The organism is Williamsia sp. SKLECPSW1 (assembly GCF_054332755.1).
In genome coordinates this window covers 666,561-684,091 of sequence record NZ_JBTGLI010000002.1, presented here as the reverse complement: position 1 = coordinate 684,091, position 17,531 = coordinate 666,561, and the positions used below count along the sequence as shown (strand labels likewise).

The 17,531-nt window shown below is 69.6% G+C and carries 14 protein-coding genes and 2 tRNA genes; 13 read left to right on the top strand and 3 right to left on the bottom strand.

From position 1 onward, the window contains the following. Nucleotides 1-16 precede the first annotated feature (16 nt). Complete coding sequence (locus ACXVUM_RS19040; protein WP_458523469.1) at nucleotides 17-721, bottom strand: L,D-transpeptidase family protein; 705 nt, start codon at nucleotides 719-721, stop codon at nucleotides 17-19. Between the two features lie 313 nt (nucleotides 722-1,034). Between ACXVUM_RS19040 and ACXVUM_RS19035 the strand changes: the two genes are divergently transcribed. The 7 genes from ACXVUM_RS19035 to ACXVUM_RS19005 all read left to right on the top strand — a co-directional run bounded on the left by ACXVUM_RS19035 (nucleotide 1,035) and on the right by ACXVUM_RS19005 (nucleotide 7,882). Beyond that, a tRNA-Gly gene (locus ACXVUM_RS19035) sits at nucleotides 1,035-1,108 on the top strand. A gap of 41 nt (nucleotides 1,109-1,149) precedes the next feature. After that, nucleotides 1,150-1,223: transfer RNA gene (locus ACXVUM_RS19030), tRNA-Pro, on the top strand. Nucleotides 1,224-1,343: 120 nt separating this feature from the next. After that, complete coding sequence (gene tig, locus ACXVUM_RS19025; protein ID WP_458523468.1) at nucleotides 1,344-2,699, top strand: trigger factor; 1,356 nt, start codon at nucleotides 1,344-1,346, stop codon at nucleotides 2,697-2,699. 151 nt (nucleotides 2,700-2,850) lie between these two features. Further along, entirely contained in the window at nucleotides 2,851-3,462 is a 612-nt protein-coding gene (locus tag ACXVUM_RS19020; RefSeq protein ID WP_458523467.1) for an ATP-dependent Clp protease proteolytic subunit, read from the top strand. 66 nt (nucleotides 3,463-3,528) lie between these two features. Beyond that, the gene (locus tag ACXVUM_RS19015) at nucleotides 3,529-4,200 is read left to right on the top strand and encodes an ATP-dependent Clp protease proteolytic subunit (protein WP_458523466.1); all 672 of its coding nucleotides are present in this window, start codon (nucleotides 3,529-3,531) and stop codon (nucleotides 4,198-4,200) included. A gap of 285 nt (nucleotides 4,201-4,485) precedes the next feature. Further along, nucleotides 4,486-5,766, top strand: coding sequence for an ATP-dependent Clp protease ATP-binding subunit ClpX (clpX, locus tag ACXVUM_RS19010; RefSeq protein ID WP_458523465.1), 1,281 nt, complete (start codon nucleotides 4,486-4,488; stop codon nucleotides 5,764-5,766). Between the two features lie 55 nt (nucleotides 5,767-5,821). Continuing rightward, nucleotides 5,822-7,882 (top strand): S9 family peptidase, encoded by a 2,061-nt coding sequence (locus tag ACXVUM_RS19005; protein WP_458523464.1) that lies wholly within the window; start codon nucleotides 5,822-5,824, stop codon nucleotides 7,880-7,882. On the opposite strand, the gene fdhD is transcribed toward ACXVUM_RS19005, so the two are convergent. Together fdhD and ACXVUM_RS18995 are read right to left on the bottom strand one after the other, a co-directional pair. Continuing rightward, a complete protein-coding gene (gene fdhD, locus ACXVUM_RS19000; RefSeq protein ID WP_458523463.1) occupies nucleotides 7,855-8,664 on the bottom strand; it encodes a formate dehydrogenase accessory sulfurtransferase FdhD in 810 nt (269 codons plus the stop codon). The two genes, ACXVUM_RS19005 and fdhD, sit on opposite strands and share 28 nt — an antisense overlap. Next, entirely contained in the window at nucleotides 8,664-11,027 is a 2,364-nt protein-coding gene (locus ACXVUM_RS18995; protein ID WP_458523462.1) for an FdhF/YdeP family oxidoreductase, read from the bottom strand. Before ACXVUM_RS18995 ends, fdhD begins: the two co-directional genes overlap by 1 nt. A gap of 50 nt (nucleotides 11,028-11,077) precedes the next feature. Here ACXVUM_RS18995 and ACXVUM_RS18990 point away from each other — a divergent pair, with 50 nt between their 5' ends. The 6 genes from ACXVUM_RS18990 (at nucleotide 11,078) to ndk (ending at nucleotide 17,187) form a co-directional block, all read left to right on the top strand. Further along, complete coding sequence (locus ACXVUM_RS18990) at nucleotides 11,078-11,683, top strand: molybdenum cofactor guanylyltransferase (RefSeq protein ID WP_458523461.1); 606 nt, start codon at nucleotides 11,078-11,080, stop codon at nucleotides 11,681-11,683. 9 nt (nucleotides 11,684-11,692) lie between these two features. Then, a complete protein-coding gene (locus ACXVUM_RS18985; protein WP_458523460.1) occupies nucleotides 11,693-14,356 on the top strand; it encodes a valine--tRNA ligase in 2,664 nt (887 codons plus the stop codon). Continuing rightward, nucleotides 14,353-15,771 (top strand): bifunctional tetrahydrofolate synthase/dihydrofolate synthase, encoded by a 1,419-nt coding sequence (gene folC, locus ACXVUM_RS18980; RefSeq protein ID WP_458523459.1) that lies wholly within the window; start codon nucleotides 14,353-14,355, stop codon nucleotides 15,769-15,771. Before ACXVUM_RS18985 ends, folC begins: the two co-directional genes overlap by 4 nt. Beyond that, nucleotides 15,768-16,205: a DUF4233 domain-containing protein gene (locus ACXVUM_RS18975; protein ID WP_458523458.1), complete on the top strand. Its 438-nt coding sequence runs from the start codon at nucleotides 15,768-15,770 to the stop codon at nucleotides 16,203-16,205. Before folC ends, ACXVUM_RS18975 begins: the two co-directional genes overlap by 4 nt. A gap of 130 nt (nucleotides 16,206-16,335) precedes the next feature. Further along, nucleotides 16,336-16,758 carry a hypothetical protein gene (locus ACXVUM_RS18970; RefSeq protein WP_458523457.1) on the top strand — a complete coding sequence of 141 codons (423 nt, stop codon included), beginning with the start codon at nucleotides 16,336-16,338 and terminating at the stop codon, nucleotides 16,756-16,758. A gap of 15 nt (nucleotides 16,759-16,773) precedes the next feature. After that, nucleotides 16,774-17,187: a nucleoside-diphosphate kinase gene (gene ndk, locus ACXVUM_RS18965; RefSeq protein WP_458523456.1), complete on the top strand. Its 414-nt coding sequence runs from the start codon at nucleotides 16,774-16,776 to the stop codon at nucleotides 17,185-17,187. Nucleotides 17,188-17,531 lie beyond the last annotated feature (344 nt).

Sequence of the window (17,531 nt, the reverse complement as noted above, 5' to 3'; positions counted from 1 at the left end):
CGCGCGGCGGGTCGCGTCAGCTGCCCTGCACGTACTGGCCGCCGACGGTGCCGCGGACCACGATGGGCGTCCCCTCGGGGAAGTTCTCGTAGGCCCACTTGCCGTTCTCGGTGCTCACGTTGATGCAGCCGTGGCTGACGTTGGTCTTGCCCTGCTGGGCGACCGACCACGGGGCGGCGTGCAGGAAGATGCCGTCCCAGCTCATCCGGATGGCGTACTCGACATAGGTGCGGTAGCCGCCGGGGGAGTCGACCGGGACGCCGTACGTGGACGAATCCATGTACATGTCGCGGTACTTCTCCTTGGTGTAGTACACGCCGTTGGGTGTCGGGTGCGCGTTGGAGCCCATCGAGATGGGGATGTCCTTGCGCGCGATCTTGCCGTTGTGCCAGACGGTCATCGTGTGGGTGGCGTCGTCGGCGAGGGCGACCCATCCGGTCTTGGTGGCGACCGGGGGAGCCGGGTCGGCCGGAGGCGGCGCGGGCTCGGTGCTGGGGACCGTATCGGGAGCCGGTGCGGGCGCGGTGGACGACGGCGGCAGGAAGGGCCGCAGGAAGTCGGGTGCGGGAACGCCGGGCAGACCGGGGATGGTCGGGGCCGGCGACACGGGTGCGGCGCCCGCGGTCGCGGGGATCGCGACGAGCGCGATCGCGGCGCCGGCGATGACCGCGGCGATACGGGTGCGGGCGGAACCCCGGCGGATGTTCGAGGAAGTCGGCACGAGTTCGGACCTGACCTTCGGTGTCGGTGCCCATCGGGCATGAACGGTGGCGGCTGGTGTGTGCGATTTCTGCGCGAGACCCCCGCCGCGCATCGTCATCGTCGCATGAGTACGTCGGGTGTCCAAGACGGACACCCGCCCGCATGTGACCTCTGACAATGGATGTGGCGCATGTGACTCATGAGGCTATGTGGCCTGCGCCGCCCGACGGTGCACCGCGCAGGTGACCGCAGATTCGGTCCGCCGACGCACGCACGGTAGAGTCGCCGAGGCACGCGACGCCGGGGGCGATCCCGCTCGGCGTGGTGTGCACGCGGGTGTAGCTCAATGGTAGAGCCCCAGTCTTCCAAACTGGCTACGCGGGTTCGATTCCCGTCACCCGCTCCACCGCTCCCGACGCGGAGTGGCGGTGGCGTCGTCACCGAGACCGGGATGTGGCGCAGCTTGGTAGCGCATCCGCTTTGGGAGCGGAGGGTCGCAGGTTCAAATCCTGTCATCCCGACGGAAAGTCGTCCCGGCCGTCGGCAGGAGGGCCGCTCGCGGCCCCCGCGATGGCGTCGTCCCGACATCGGCCGGTGGACGACCCACCACAGACCCGGTCCCACAGCAAGGAGTCACAGTCGTGAAGAGCACCGTCGAGCAGCTGAGCCCGACACGGGTGAAACTCAACGTCGAGGTCCCGTTCGAGGAACTCGAGGGTGATTTCGCCCGCGCGTACAAGTCGCTCGCGCAGCAGATCCGCATCCCCGGCTTCCGCCCGGGCAAGGCGCCGGCCAAGCTGATCGAGGCCCGCGTGGGACGCGACTCGGTGCTGGCGCAGGTCGTCAACGACGCCCTCCCCGCGAAGTACTCGCAGGCGGTCGCCGAGACCGAGACCAACCCCATCGGCCAGCCGGAGATCGATCTCGCCGAACTCGAGTACGGCAAGTCGATCACCTTCACCGCCGAGGTCGACGTCCGACCGGAGATCACACTGCCCGACTACTCGACGCTCTCGGTCGAGGTGGAGCCGGTCGAGGCCGACGACGCTGCCGTCGACGAGCAGTTCGAGGCGCTGCGCGCCCGCTTCGGCACCCTCACCGGTGTCGAGCGTCCGGCCGGGGACGGCGACTTCGTCTCGATCGACCTGTCCGCCACGGTCGACGGCGAGCCCGTCGAGGAGGCCTCGACCACGGGCCTGTCCCACGAGGTCGGCTCGGGTCAGCTCATCGACGGTCTCGACGAGGCTCTCGTGGGCATGTCGGCCGGCGAGGACAAGGTCTTCACCACCACGCTCGTCGCCGGGGAGCACTCCGGTGAGGAAGCGGAGGTGACCGTCACCCTGAACTCGGTCAAGGAGCGCGAGCTCCCCGAGGCCGACGACGAGTTCGCCCAGATGGCCAGCGAGTTCGACACCGTCGACGAGCTGCGTGCCGACCTGCGCGAGCGCGTCGGCCGGTCCAAGCGGGCCGAGCAGGCCACCGCCGTGCGCGACGCCGTGCTGGAGAAGCTGCTCGAGGCCGTCGAGATCCCGGTGCCGGAGAAGGTCGTCGAGGCCGAGGCCGACGGTCAGATGCACCAGGTGGTCCACGCCTTCGACCACGACGACGCCAAGGTCGACGAGTTCCTGTCCGCGCAGGGGACCACCCGCGAGGAGTGGGAGGCCGAGGCCCGCTCGGCCGCCGAGACGTCGGTGAAGACCCAGCTGCTCCTCGACGCCGTCGCCGAGCAGCAGGAGACCACCGTCGGCCAGGAGGAGCTGACCCAGCAGATCATCTTCCAGGCGCAGCGCTACGGCATGCAGCCGCAGGAGTTCATCCAGCAGTTGCAGCAGGCAGACCAGCTCGGCGCCATCTACGCCGACATCCGTCGCAGCAAGGCGCTGGCGGGGATCGTCGGCGAGGTCGCCGTCACCGACACCACGGGTGCCACGATCGACACCTCCGAGTTCTTCGGCACCGGTGAGGCGACCGACGAGGCATCGGACAGCGACGACTGAGTCGTCCTCACAGCGGACATCGCTCCGCTGTCAGCGAATGCGGGTGGCACCGAGGGTCGGTTGCCACCCGCATTCGTTAGTGTCGGGGGAGCACCTGAGCCGTGGACCCGATCGCCGGGTGCACGCACCAGTCCTGGAGAAAGTAGGAAGCGTGACCGACCCGAAGAACCTCCTGACCGCGACGGGTTCGCCGATCACCGCGAGCTCCGGCGTCGCGGGCCTGAACCTCAGCGACTCGGTGTTCGAGCGGCTGCTCCGTGAGCGGATCATCTTCCTCGGCACCCAGGTCGACGACGACATCGCCAACCGCCTCTGCGCGCAGATCCTGCTGCTGTCGGCCGAGGACAGCACGCGCGACATCAACCTCTACATCAACTCGCCGGGCGGATCGGTCACCGCGGGCATGGCCATCTTCGACACGATGCAGCTCTCGCAGTGCGACGTGGCGACCTACGCGATGGGCATGGCGGCGTCGATGGGGCAGTTCCTGCTCGCCGCCGGCGCCAAGGGCAAGCGTCACGCCCTGCCGCATGCGCGGATCATGATGCACCAGCCGTCCGCCGGCATCGGTGGCACCGCGGCCGACATCGCCATCCAGGCCGAGCAGTTCGCGCAGACCAAGAAGGAGATGAACCGGCTCAACGCCGAGTTCACCGGTCAGCCGCTCGAGAAGATCGAGGCCGACGCCGATCGCGACAAGTGGTTCACCGCGGACGCGGCCAAGGAGTACGGGTTCGTCGACCACGTCATCACCCGCCCCTGACCGTCTGCCACGCAGGCACACCGACACGCCGCGTCGCGGCACACGAGCTTCGCAGAGAGAGAGCCCATGACCATGTTCGGTTCGTCCAGTCAGACCCCGTCGGGTCTCGCGTCCGCGGGTCCGCAGAGCCGGTACATCCTGCCGTCCTTCATCGAGCACACCCCCAACGGCATGCGCGAGTACAACCCGTACGCGAAGCTGTTCGAGGAGCGCATCGTGTTCCTCGGGACGCCGATCGACGAGACGGTCGCCAACGACGTCATGGCCCAGCTGCTGGTCCTGGAGTCGCAGGATCCCGACCGCGACATCATCATGTACGTCAACTCGCCGGGCGGCAGCGTGCCCGCGATGCTCGCCATCTACGACACGATGCAGTACGTCCACTGCGACATCGCCACCGTCTGCCTCGGTGAGGCCGCGTCCGCCGCGGCGATCCTGCTCGCGGGTGGCACGCCGGGCAAGCGGGCCGCGCTGCCGAACGCGACCGTCCTGATCCACCAGCCGCGCACGGGCGGTGCATACCAGGGTCAGGTCTCCGACCTCGAGATCCAGGCCGCCGAGATCGAGCGCATCCGGCGTCGTCTCGACGAGATCCTCGCCGGCCACACCGGCCAGGACTCCGAGAAGATCCGTCGTGACACCGATCGCGACAACATCCTCACCGCGGCCCAGGCCAAGGAGTACGGGATCATCGACGAGGTGTTCGAGTACCGCAAGAAGTCGGCTCGCACGAGCTGAGGTCCGACACGCCCGGACGCAGCGGATGCGCCGGGCGACGTCGGGCAGGGGCGATCCTGTACGTCCGGGCCGGGAAGCCCGACAGCAGGTCGTGACATCACAGGGGCGGGTCGTCGGCGCCACGCCGACGGCCGGCCGCAGAGCCGGACACGAGGCGTCCGGCATCGTGGTTATCGGTCGAAGTTCGGACGGCCCACGGGTACGGTCAGGGATACTGATCTCCGGGTCGGTCCGCCTGTCGCGAGGCCCCTCACGACAGTGCACGAGGAAGAGGTACAGCACACGATGGCGCGAATCGGTGACGGCGGCGACCTGCTGAAGTGCTCCTTCTGTGGCAAGAGCCAGAAGCAGGTCAAGAAGCTCATCGCGGGACCCGGCGTGTACATCTGCGACGAGTGCATCGACCTGTGCAACGAGATCATCGAGGAAGAACTCGCCGAGTCGAGCGAGGTCAAGCTCGACGAGCTGCCCAAGCCGTCGGAGATCCGCGACTTCCTCGAGAACTACGTCATCGGGCAGGACACCGCCAAGCGCACCCTCGCGGTCGCGGTCTACAACCACTACAAGCGCATCCAGGCGGGGGACCGCAAGGACGTGCGCGGCGGCGAGGCCGTCGAACTGGCGAAGTCGAACATCCTCATGCTCGGTCCGACCGGCTGCGGCAAGACCTACCTCGCCCAGACCCTGGCCAAGATGCTCAACGTCCCGTTCGCCATCGCCGACGCCACCGCGCTGACCGAGGCCGGGTACGTCGGCGAGGACGTCGAGAACATCCTCCTGAAGTTGATCCAGGCCGCCGACTACGACGTCAAGCGCGCGGAGACCGGCATCATCTACATCGACGAGGTCGACAAGATCGCTCGCAAGAGCGAGAACCCGTCGATCACACGCGACGTCAGCGGTGAAGGTGTGCAGCAGGCCCTGCTGAAGATCCTCGAGGGCACGCAGGCGTCGGTCCCGCCGCAGGGTGGACGCAAGCACCCCCACCAGGAGTTCATCCAGATCGACACCACCAACGTGCTGTTCATCGTCGCGGGTGCGTTCGCCGGACTCGAGCGCATCGTGTCCGACCGGATCGGCAAGCGCGGTATCGGTTTCGGCACCGAGGTCGCGAAGAAGAACGACGACGAGGTCGTCGACCACTTCGCCGAGGTCATGCCGGAAGACCTCATCAAGTTCGGGCTCATCCCGGAGTTCATCGGTCGTCTGCCCGTCGTCGCGTCGGTGACCAACCTCGACAAGGAATCGCTCGTGTCGATCCTGTCGACGCCGAAGAACGCGCTGGTGAAGCAGTACGTGCGCCTGTTCGAGATGGACGGGGTGGAACTGGAGTTCACCGGCGACGCCCTCGAGGCCGTCGCCGACCAGGCCATCCATCGCGGCACCGGTGCCCGCGGTCTGCGCGCCATCATGGAGGAGGTCCTCCTCCCGGTCATGTACGACATCCCCAGTCGTGACGACGTCGCCAAGGTCGTCGTCACCGGAGAGACCGTGCGCGACAACGTCCTTCCGACGATCGTCCCGCGCAAGCCGCGTCGCGACGAGCGTCGCGACAAGACGGCCTGATCGATCACCCCACCGCGATGCTCGTCGAGAACGACGTCGCGGAAGGTCCGGCATCGTGTTCCATGATCTGAGGGCGTACGTCGACGCGCCTCGACTCGACGGACTCTCCCTCGCGCCCGACGGCTCCCGCGCCGTGATCGCGGTGGCCGAGCCCGACGACGATCGCGCGCGGTACGTCGTCGCCCTCTGGGACGTCGACCCGGAGGCCCGTCGCCCGGCGACGAGACTCACACCCGGCGACCGATCGGTGCCGAGCCCTGTCCACGACCGCGACGGCACCCTGTGGTTCCTGCAGTCGGGGCTGTCGGGTTCATCGAGGCGTCCGTCACCGGGGACGGACGCCGCGACCGAACTCTGGCGGATGCCCGCAGTCGGCGACGCCGAGCGCGTCTGCACCCGCCCCGGCGGGTTCCACCGGCTGATCGAGGCCCACGAGACGAGACGCGTCCTCGCCTTGGCAGACGTGCTCGGTCCGGATCCCGACGCCGACGCCGATCTCCGATCGCGGCGACGGGACGCCGGGGTCGGCGCGATCCTCCACGACTCGCCGGTCGTGCGGCACTGGGACCACGACCTCGGCCCCGGCGCTCCGTGGCTCCTCGACGTCTCGACCGGAGATGTCCGCGCCGTGCACGGCCCCCCGGGTGCGGCCCTGCGCGAGGCGGGGGTCTCGGTGAGTCCCGACGGGACGACGGCGGTCACGACGTGGACGCTGCGCACTCCCGAGGCCGCACTCCGGAGTGTGCTCGCCCGCGTCGATCTCGACACCGGCACGGTCGAGATCATCGTCGACGACGACGCTGCCGACCTGACTGCACCGGCGATCTCGCCCGACGGGTGCAGGCTCGCCTTCTGTCGGACGTCGACCGCGACGTGTACGCGAGCTCCCGACGTGACGCTGCACGTCCTCGATCTCGCCTCCGGTGCCGTCCGCGAGTGGGCGGCCGGCTGGGATCGTTTCCCGGGCGCCCCGGTGTGGACTCCGGACGGTGCGCGCGTGATCGTCGTGGCCGACGACGAGGGTCGTGCGCCGCTGGTGGAGGTGAGCGACCCGGACGACGAGAGCCTCCCGAACGTCCGGATCATCACCGACGACCGCTATGCGTACTCGCACCACGCCGCGCATCCCGACGGCCTGCGGATCGTCGCACTGCGCTCGGCGATCGACGCACCGCCGCATGTGGTGGTCGTGTCGATCGGTGACGGCGACGTCGTCGTGCCCCCGAACCCGGTCGAGCTGCCTCGTGTGCCGGGCACGGTCGAGACCGTGCGGGCCACGGTCCAGGACGGCACGCAGATCCGCGCATCCCTCGTGCTGCCCGATGATGCCGGCCCGGATCACCCTGTGCCGCTGTTGCTCTGGGTGCACGGGGGCCCGGTCTCGTCGTGGAACGCGTGGTCGTGGCGGTGGAACCCCTGGGTGTACGCAGCTCGCGGGTACGCGGTGCTGCTACCGGACCCGGCGCTCTCGACCGGGTACGGGCACGCATTCGTCGACCGCGGGTGGGGACGATGGGGTGTCGAACCGTTCACCGACCTGATGGCGATCACCGATGTCGTCGTCGCAGACGACCGTGTCGACGACACGCGGGTCGCGATGTCGGGTGGGTCGTTCGGCGGATACATGGCGAACTGGATGGCCGGGCACACCGATCGGTTCCGGGCGATCGTCTCCCACGCGGGCCTGTGGGCGCTCGACCAGTTCTGTGCCACCACCGACACCCCGTACCTCTGGCGGCAGGAGATGACGCCGGCGATGGCACGGGAGAACTCGCCGCACCACTACGTCGCGAACATCGTCACGCCGATGCTGGTGACCCACGGCGACAGGGATTTCCGCGTCCCGGTGGGGGAGTCCCAGCGTCTGTGGACGGACCTGCTCCGATCGTCGGGATGTCCCGCACACCCCGACGGGACGACGGTCCACCGGTTCCTGTACTTCCCCGACGAGCATCACTGGGTGCTGGCGCCGACCAACGCGATCATCTGGAACGAGACCGTCCTGGCGTTCCTCGCCGAACACGTCCTGGACGCGCGGGCGGAGTTGCCGGAACTCCTCGCCGCGCCGGCCGACCCGGTGACGCCGGATCACACGACTCGGTGGCCGCCGGCGTAGACGTTCATCGACTCGCCGCGCAAGAAGCCGACCACGGTCATCCCTAGGTCCTCGCCGAGCGACACCGCCAGCGACGACGGGGCGGAGACCGCTGCGAGGATCGGGACGCCGGCCATCGCCGCCTTCTGTACCAGTTCGAACGACACCCGGCTGGACACCATCAGCACGGTCTCACGCAGTGGGAGCATGCGTTCGCGGACGGCCCAGCCGACGACCTTGTCGACGGCGTTGTGGCGGCCGACGTCCTCGCGGGCGACCAGGAGCGTGCCGTCGGTGCGGAACAGCGCCGCCCCGTGGATGCCGCCGGTGGTGGCGAACGTCGCCTGCGCAGCCCGCAGCGAGTCGGGCAGCGTCGCGAGGACGTCGGTGGTCACGTGGACGTCGTCGGTCCGTAGATCCCAGGGGGTCGCGGTACGGATGCGGTCGATCTCGCCGGTCCCGCACACACCGCACGCCGATGTCGTCGCGAACGACCGCGGTGTCATCGGACGCGGTGTGGTGGTGGCGATGTCGAGGACGTTGTAGGTGTTGCGCCCCTGCTCGTCGACACCGTCGCAGTAGCGCACCGAGGCGATGTCGTCGGCGCCGTCGATCAGGCCCTCGGCGAGCAGGAATCCGTGGACGAGGTCGACGTCGGAACCCGGCGTCCGCATCGTCACCGTCAACGGCGTCCCGGCGACCCGCATCTCGAGCGGCTCCTCGACGGCGAGTGTGTCCGCACGGGTCACCTCACCGGTCGGCCGGATACGACGGACCCGCGTGCGCGCGGTGACGCGCCCCATCAGGCTGCGACCAGCCGGATCGTGATCCCCTTCGACACAGGGGTGTTCGACTTCGCGGCCACGAAGTCGAGCGGCACGAGGGGATTGGTCTCCGGGTAGTAGGCCGCGGCGTTGCCCGGCGGGGTCGGGTACGCGACGACGGTGAAGTCGTCGACTCGACGCTCCTCGACCCCGGTGTCGGTCTCGAACTCGGAGACGATCGATACACGTTGTCCCGCAGTCAGTCCCATCTGCGCGATGTCGTCGGGGTTGACCATCACCACGCGTCGGTTGCCCGAGATGCCGCGGTAGCGGTCGTCGTGGCCGTAGATGGTGGTGTTGTACTGGTCGTGGCTGCGCAGGGTCTGCACGATGAGGCGGCCGTCCGGGGTCGGCAGCCACACCAACTCGTTCGTCGTCACCTGGGCGCGGCCCGATTCTGTGGGGAACTCCCGCGCGTCCCGCGGAGGGTGGGGGAGCAGGAAGCCGTCCGGTTGCCGCACACGGGCGTTGAAGTCCTCGCAACCGGGGACGATCCTCGACACGTGATCGCGGATGCGGTCGTAGTCGTCGGCGAGGCCGAGCCAGTCGACGGGATGGTCGCGGCCCAGCATCACCTCGGCGAGCTCGCACACGATCCCCACCTCGCTGCGCATCTGATCGCTCGACGGCCGCAGCGAGCCGCGGGACAGGTGCACCGATCCCATCGAGTCCTCGACCGAGACCTGTTGCCGCTTCCCGCCCCGTACGTCGCGGTCGGTGCGACCCAGTGTCGGCAGGATCACGTGGGTGGTCCCGTCGTTGAGGTGTGAGGCGTTGAGCTTCGTGCTCACGTGCACCGTGAGACGACACCTCGACAGCGCCGCCCGTGTGGCCTCGGTGTCCGGTGTGGCGGAGAGGAAGTTGCCGCCCATCGACATGAAGACGTCGACCTTGCCGTCCCGCATCGCCCGGATCGCGTCGACGGTGTCCCAGCCGTGGTCGCGGGGGCTGGTGATGCCCATCTCGGCGTCGAGTGCGGACAGGAACGGTTCCGGCATCTGTTCCCAGATGCCCATCGTCCGATCGCCCTGCACGTTCGAGTGACCGCGCACCGGACACACACCGGCTCCGGGCTTGCCGATCATCCCGCGCAGCAGAAGCGTGTTCGAGACCTCCTCGATGGTCGCCACCGCGTGCTTGTGCTGCGTGAGCCCCATCGCCCAGCAGACGATGGTGCGCTCCGACCGTTCCCACAGCCGGGCGAAGGTCTCGAGTTGCTCCATCGTCAGACCGGTGGCCTCGAGGACCTCGTCGAGGTCGGTGTCGGCGACGGCGGCGAGGTAGTCGTCGACCCCGTCACAGTGCTCGGCGAGGAAATCGTGGTCGAACACCGTTCCCGGAGAGCGCTTCTCGTCGCGGAGCAACAATGCGGCGAGACCCCGGAACAGGGCCATGTCCCCGCCGAGGCGCACCTGGAGGAACTCGTCGGCGATGTCGGTGCCGTCGGAGAGGATGTCGCCGACCCGCTGGGGGTCGCGGAACCGCATGAGCCCGGCCTCGGGCATCGGGTTCACCGCCACGATGGTGGCGCCGTTGCGCTTGGCGTCACCGAGGATCGACAGCATCCGTGGGTGGTTCGTCCCGGGGTTCTGGCCGGCGACGACGATGAGGTCGGCGTTCTCGATGTCGAGGACCGTGACCGACCCCTTGCCGATGCCGATCGTCGTCGACAACGCGGCGCCGGACGACTCGTGGCACATGTTGGAACAGTCCGGCAGGTTGTTGGTCCCCATCGAGCGCGCGAACAGCTGGTAGACGAACGCGGCCTCGTTGCTGGTGCGGCCGGAGGTGTAGAACACGGCGCGATCGGGATCGTCGAGTCCGGCGAGTTCGTCGGCGATCACCCGGTAGGCCGAGTCCCAGTCGATGGGCTCGTAGTGCGTCGCATCCCGGCGCAGGATCATCGGGTGGGTGATGCGGCCCTGCTGCGAGAGCCAGTACTCGCTGTGCTCGCGCAGCACCTCGACCGGGTGGGCGGCGAAGAACTCGGGGGTGACCGTGCGCCTCGTCGCCTCCTCGGCGACCGCCTTGGCGCCGTTCTCGCAGAACTCGGCGGGTTTGCGACCGCCGGGCTTCTCCGGCCAGGCGCATCCCGGGCAGTCGAAACCGTGACGCTGGTTGAGCTCCAGGAACGTCTTCGCCGTCCGGAACGGGCCCATCTGGGTGAGCCCCCGCTGCATGGACACCGCCACGGCGGGGATACCGGCCGCGTAGGTCTTGGGTGCCTGGACCGCAGTCGTCTCTGGCTCGCGCACATCGGTCTGCGGGGACGCCGACCGGGGTGGGGTGGTGGTGTGGGTGCCGTCCCCGGGGATGTCCTGTCGGGAACCGGTTGTCGTCATGTTCCCCATAGTGGCCCCGCGCGCAGGCCCCGTCACGCGATACTCGACCGATGTCGCAACCATTGGCCGGGATCGTGCTCGCGGGAGGCGCCTCGCGCCGGATGGGGGAGGACAAGGCCGCGCTCGACCTGGGCGGACAGCCGATGCTCACGCGCATCGTGACGGAACTGCGACGACGATATGATCCGATCACGGTCGTCGCGTCGGCGGACTCGGCCGCGTACACCGCCTTCGCCGCCGAGGGCGGGCTGCGCTGGGTGACCGACGAGCACCCCGGGACCGGTCCGTTGGGTGCGCTCGCCGCGGGACTCACCGACGCCGCCGCGCACGATGTGCGGGTCGCGTTCGTGTGCGCGACCGACATGCCCCTGCTGCGTGCGGATCTGGTCGACGAACTCGTCGCCGGTCTCGGTGCCGACGACGACGCGGTGATCGCGGTGGACGCCCAGCGGCAACATCCGTTGGCTGCGATCTACCGGTCCTCGTGTGCCGGGCGTCTCACCGAACTCGTGGCCGCCGGGGAGCGTCGTCTCCTCGCCGCGCTCGACGAGATGGTCGTCCACCGGGTCAGCGTCAGCGACCCCACCTGGCTGACGAACGTCAACGCACCCGAGGACGTGCACCGGCTGCGCAGGGACAAGATCGCCATTCCCTAGACTCGAACGGTGAGTTCGCCCCCCGAGACCGCTGGAAACACCCCCGACGGCCCCGCTCTGCCCGCGACCTGGGAGCCCGGTGCCCATGAGGCGCGGATCTACCAGAGCTGGGTCGACAGCGGCGCGTTCACCGCCGACCCCGACAGCGGCAAGCCGCCGTTCTCGATCGTCATCCCACCGCCGAACGTCAACGGCTCCCTGCACATGGGGCACGCGTTCGAGCACGTGCTGATGGACGCGCTGAGCCGCCGCCGCCGCATGCAGGGCTACGAGGTGCTGTGGCTGCCGGGCATGGACCACGCCGCGATCGCGATGCAGGCGATGGTCGAGAAGCGACTGGCCGCCGAGGGCACCGACCGCCACACGCTCGGCCGTGAGCGCTTCCTGGCCCGGGTGTGGGAGGCCAAGGAGGAGATCAGCGGCGACATCGGCGGGCAGATGCGTCGCCTCGGCGACGGTGTCGACTGGTCGCGGGAACGCTTCACGATGGACGAGGGTCTGTCGCGCGCCGTGCACACCGTGTTCAAGCGGATGTACGACGACGGCCTCATCTACCGGGCCGAACGGCTGGTCAACTGGTCGCCGGTCCTGCAGACCGCGATCAGTGACATCGAGGTGTCCTACAGCGACGTCGAGGGCGAGCTGGTCAGCTTCCGCTACGGCTCCACCGACGACGCGCAGCCGCACATCGTGGTCGCGACCACGCGTCTGGAGACGATGCTCGGCGACACCGCCATCGCGGTCCACCCGGACGACGAGCGCTACGGCCACCTCGTCGGCACCGAGCTGCCGCACCCGTTCCTCGACCGGGCCGTGCCGGTCGTCGCCGACGACCACGTCGATCCGGAGTTCGGCACCGGCGCGGTGAAGATCACCCCCGCGCACGACCCGAACGACTTCGCGATCGGCCAGCGCCACGGGCTGCCGATGCCGACGATCATGGACGCGACCGGCCGGATCGCCGACACCGGAACGCGTTTCGACGGTCTCGACCGGTTCGAGGCGCGGGTCGCGGTGCGCGAGGCGCTCGCCGCGGAGGGCCGGATCGTGACGGAGATCCGCCCGTACGTCCACAGCGTCGGACACTCCGAGCGCAGCGGCGAGCCGATCGAGCCGCGGTTGAGCATGCAGTGGTGGGTGCGGGTGGAGTCGTTGGCCGCCGCAGCCGGGGACGCCGTCCGTGACGGGTCGACGCAGATCCACCCGTCGTCGATGGAGTCGCGCTGGTTCGCCTGGGTCGACGACATGCACGACTGGTGCATCTCGCGCCAGCTGTGGTGGGGCCACCGCATCCCCATCTGGTACGGCCCCGACGGGGACGTGGTCTGCGTCGGACCCGACGAGCAGCCGCCCGCGGGGTACGAGCAGGACCCCGATGTGCTCGACACGTGGTTCTCCTCGGGCCTGTGGCCGTTCTCCACGCTCGGATGGCCCGACGACACCACCGATCTGCGGACGTTCTATCCGACCAGCGTCCTGGTCACCGGATACGACATCCTGTTCTTCTGGGTGGCCCGGATGATGATGTTCGGCACCTACGTCGGCAGGTCGTTGGATTTCGACGCGCCGGTTCCGTTCCGACATCTGTTCCTGCACGGGCTCGTCCGCGACGAGCACGGGCGGAAGATGTCGAAGTCGAAGGGCAACGGCATCGACCCGCTCGACTGGGTCGACCGCTTCGGCGCGGATGCGCTGCGCTTCACCCTCGCCCGCGGTGCCCGCCCGGGCGCGGACCTGTCGGTGGGGGAGACCAACGCCCAGGACAGTCGCAACTTCGCCACCAAGTTGTTCAACGCGACCCGTTTCGCGCTGATGAACGGTGCTCGGGTCGGCGAGATCCCGGCCGACGCCGACCTCACCGACGCCGATCGGTGGATCCTGCGCCGCCTCGACGAGGTGCTCGCCGAGGCGGACGCGGGCCTGGAGACCTACGAGTTCTCCCGGGCATGCGAGGCGCTCTACCACTTCGCGTGGGACGAGTTCTGCGACTGGTACCTCGAGCTGTCGAAGGTGCAGGTGTCCGGCGCCGCGGCGGACACGACGGCGCTGGTGCTCGGACACGTCCTCGACTCGCTGCTGCGCGCGCTGCACCCGGTGATGCCGTTCGTCACCGAGGTGCTGTGGACCGCGCTCACCGGCGGTGAGACGGTGACCCTCGCCGCATGGCCCGAGGCGAGCGGCGTCCGCGACGACGTGGACTCCGCTGCCACCGAACGGATCTCGGCGGTCCAGCACCTGGTGACCGAGATCCGCCGCTTCCGCAGCGACCAGGGTCTCCCGCCCGGCAAGCGCGTGCCCGCGCAGATCAGCGGGCTCGACGACGCCGGGATCGCCGCGCTGCGGCCCTATGTCGACACCCTCGCGCGGCTCGACCCCGCGGATGACGACTTCACCGCGACGGCCACCGTCGAGGTCCGGGCCGGCGCGGGGACCGTCCGCGTCGCCGTCGACACCTCGGGCGCGGTGGACAAGGACGCCGAGAGACGACGTCTCGCCAAGGATCTCGCCGCCGCGGAGAAGGAGCGTGACCAGACGCGCGGGAAGCTCGACAACGAGCAGTTCCTCGGCAAGGCGCCCGATCACGTCGTGGCGCGGATCCGTGAGCGCAACGCGATCGCACTCGCCGAGATCGAGCGGTTGACGCGCGCCCTCGACGACCTGGGCGACTCGTGAGCGATCCGTCGGGGGAGCCCACCGCCGAGGACCTCGCCGAGTTCGCCGAGGTCGAGAACGAGCTCGACGGTCGGTGGCCGGAGACGAAGATCGAGCCGTCGCTGAGTCGCATCTCGGCGCTCATGGACCTGCTGGGGTCGCCGCAGCGGGGATATGCGTCGATCCACATCGCGGGCACCAACGGCAAGACGTCGGTCACCCGCATGATCGACGCGCTGCTGACCGCGTTGCACCGACGGACCGGTCGCATCACGAGCCCGCACCTGCAGCTCGCGACCGAACGCATCGCCGTCGACGGGGTGCCGATCACGCCGCGGCAGTACGTCGACGCCTTCCGCGACCTCGAGCCCTACGTGACGATGGTCGACGACTCCTCGGTCGCCGCCGGCGGCCCGCGGATGAGCAAGTTCGAGGTGCTGACCGCGATGGCCTACGCCGTGTTCGCCGAGGCGCCGGTCGATGTCGCTGTGGTCGAGACCGGACTGGGCGGCACCTGGGACGCGACCAACGTCATCGAGCCGTCCGTCGCCGTCGTCACCCCGATCGCCATGGACCACGCCGACTACCTCGGTGACACGCTGACGGCCATCGCGGGGGAGAAGGCCGGGATCATCAAGCCGGCCGTGGACGACATCGTCCCCGTCGACCCGGTCGCGGTCCTCGCCGTCCAGGAGCCGGAGGCGGCGTCGGTCCTGATGGCCCGGGTGGCCGAGACCGACGTCGTGGTCGCCCGGCAGGACTCGGAGTTCCGCGTGGTGGAGCGCCGGACGGCCGTCGGCGGCCAGATGGTGGTCCTGCAGGGTCTCGGCGGCGTCTACGACGAGATCTTCCTGCCGCTGCACGGCGCACACCAGGCGTCGAACGCGGTCATCGCGCTGGCGGCGGTGGAGGCGTTCTTCGGCGCCGGCGCAGAACGCCGGCTCGACATCGATGCCGTGCGAGCGGGATTCGCCGCGGTGACCGTCCCCGGGCGACTCGAACGTGTCCGCAGTGCCCCGTCGGTGTTCCTCGACGCCGCCCACAACCCGCACGGCGCCGCGGCGCTCGCACGCGGGCTCACCGAGGAGTTCGACTTCCGCCGGCTCGTCGGTGTCGTGGGGGTGATGGGCGACAAGGACGTCCTCGGGGTGCTGACCGCCCTCGAAGCCGTGCTCGACGAGATCATCGTGACCACCAACGGTTCGCCGAGGGCGCTCGACGCGGACACACTCGGCGACCTGGCGACGACGGTGTTCGGCGAGGACCGGGTGCAGGTCCGCGAGTTCCTCCCCGACGCGGTCGAGGCGGCCGTCATCGCGGCGGAGGAGGTCGACGACGACTCCGACGCCGGCCTGTCGGGGGTGGGTGTGGTCATCACCGGGTCGGTCGTGACCGCCGGTGCGGCCCGCACCCTGTTCGGCAAGGTGCCCGCATGAGCGACCAGGGCGCACCGCGCTTCTCGCCGCCGGCGACCGACCCGTGGCGCGGCCTGCGGGGCGTGATGGCCGGGACGCTGATCCTCGAGGCGATCGTGGTGCTGCTGGCGCTGCCGATCGTGGCGAAGGTCGGCGGGGGGCTCACGGCCGCGTCGACGACGTTCCTGGTCGTCGTGACGGTCGCGATGATCCTCGGTTCCGGACTGCAGGGACGTCGGTGGGCGCTGTACTACGACCTGCTCCTGCAGGTCGTGCTCATCGCCGGGGTCGTCTTCCACTGGTCCATCGGTGCCGTGGGCGTGGTGTTCGGCCTGGTGTGGATCTACATCGCCTACATCCGCCGCGACGTCGCCCGCCGGATGGCCCAGGGGCGACTCCCGGGACAGGTACCCCTCGACGAGGGCGGCCCGCCCGCAGACGTGTCCGATTCGTGACCTGCGCGGGCACGGTGTGCGGGTGACGGCGTCGCGTCCGCCTGACACCATCACGGGCAACCCCCGCACATGCCCGGCGTGGGGTCGTCGATCCACCGAGAGGACACACCACCCCATGCAGTCGGCGCGTATGACCCCCGCCCTCGTCCGCACGGCCGGAGTCGCCGCCGCGGTGGCCGCGACCCTGGCCACCGGCCTCGGTGTCGGGACGGCGGGTGCGGACACGCCGGACGCGGCCACGGTCGAATCGGTGGTCACCGTCCCGCCGGGCCCGCCGGTCCCCGTCTCGCCGCAGGAGTACTCGTACACCGCGACCCACGACCTGACGGTCCGCGCGGACTCCCTCGACCTGGCACGGTTCGTCGCCGACATCCCGGTGCCCGAGCAGTACCGTGCCGCGAACCTCGCCCTGGCGGCACGGTTCGACGCCACCGTCGACGCGGCGTTGACCTCTCCGGGCGGGTGCGTCCAGGTCGTCGTCGACCCGCGAGCGAAGGACGGGAACCTGTTCAACTACGGGTTCTTCCCCGTCGCCGGGGAGTTCTGCGACTGACGCTAGGGTGTCGCCGTGACCGAACGCACCCTGGTTCTCATCAAGCCCGACGGCGTCGCCCGCGGACTCATCGGCGACATCGTCGCCCGTATCGAGCGCAAAGGTCTGCGCATCGTCGCGCTCGACCTGCGCACCGCGACCGACGAGGTGGCGCGCGGCCACTACGCCGAGCACGAGGACAAGCCCTTCTTCGGGTCCCTCCTGGAGTTCATCACCTCCGGACCGCTCGTCGCCGCGGTCCTCGAGGGCCCTCGGGCGATCGCGGCCTTCCGGCAACTCGCCGGCGGCACCGATCCCGTCGAGAAGGCCGTCCCCGGCAGCATCCGTGCCGACCTCGCCCTGGAGACGCAGAACAACCTCGTCCACGGGTCGGACTCGCCGGAGTCCGCGCAGCGCGAGATCGCGCTGTGGTTCCCGAACCTGACCTGACCCGTCCCCCCGACCTCCCACGGCCCGCCCGGACACCGTCCCGGCGGGCCGTCTCGTCGCGAGGCGTGCGCGGGTCTGCGTGACGCGTGTGGGATACTCGCTGTGTCGTCGACAACACACCGTCGACGGTCACGGTGATCGGACCAGTTCACCGCGATCCCTCCGGCCTCCGCGGCTCCCGCCGCTCGCACCCGTCGGTGCGACAGGCGGCCGGATCCAGGGACCGCCGGTCGGGTCCGACGCCACCAGGTGTCGGACGGCTGATCGGGAACCACCGGTCGCCGGCGACGCGAGACCATACAAACTCGGGAGCCTCAGACGGCCCCCGACACACAGCAGAACCC

What these genes read in the sequence shown, in the direction of transcription:
- ACXVUM_RS19015 (WP_458523466.1), top strand. Translation starts at nt 3,529, where the DNA reads ATGACCATGTTCGGTTCGTCCAGTCAGACCCCGTCGGGTCTCGCGTCC.
- clpX (WP_458523465.1), top strand. Translation starts at nt 4,486, where the DNA reads ATGGCGCGAATCGGTGACGGCGGCGACCTGCTGAAGTGCTCCTTCTGT.
- fdhD (WP_458523463.1), bottom strand. Translation starts at nt 8,664, where the DNA reads ATGGGGCGCGTCACCGCGCGCACGCGGGTCCGTCGTATCCGGCCGACC.
- ACXVUM_RS18995 (WP_458523462.1), bottom strand. Translation starts at nt 11,027, where the DNA reads ATGACGACAACCGGTTCCCGACAGGACATCCCCGGGGACGGCACCCAC.
- ACXVUM_RS18990 (WP_458523461.1), top strand. Translation starts at nt 11,078, where the DNA reads ATGTCGCAACCATTGGCCGGGATCGTGCTCGCGGGAGGCGCCTCGCGC.
- ACXVUM_RS18975 (WP_458523458.1), top strand. Translation starts at nt 15,768, where the DNA reads ATGAGCGACCAGGGCGCACCGCGCTTCTCGCCGCCGGCGACCGACCCG.
- ACXVUM_RS18970 (WP_458523457.1), top strand. Translation starts at nt 16,336, where the DNA reads ATGACCCCCGCCCTCGTCCGCACGGCCGGAGTCGCCGCCGCGGTGGCC.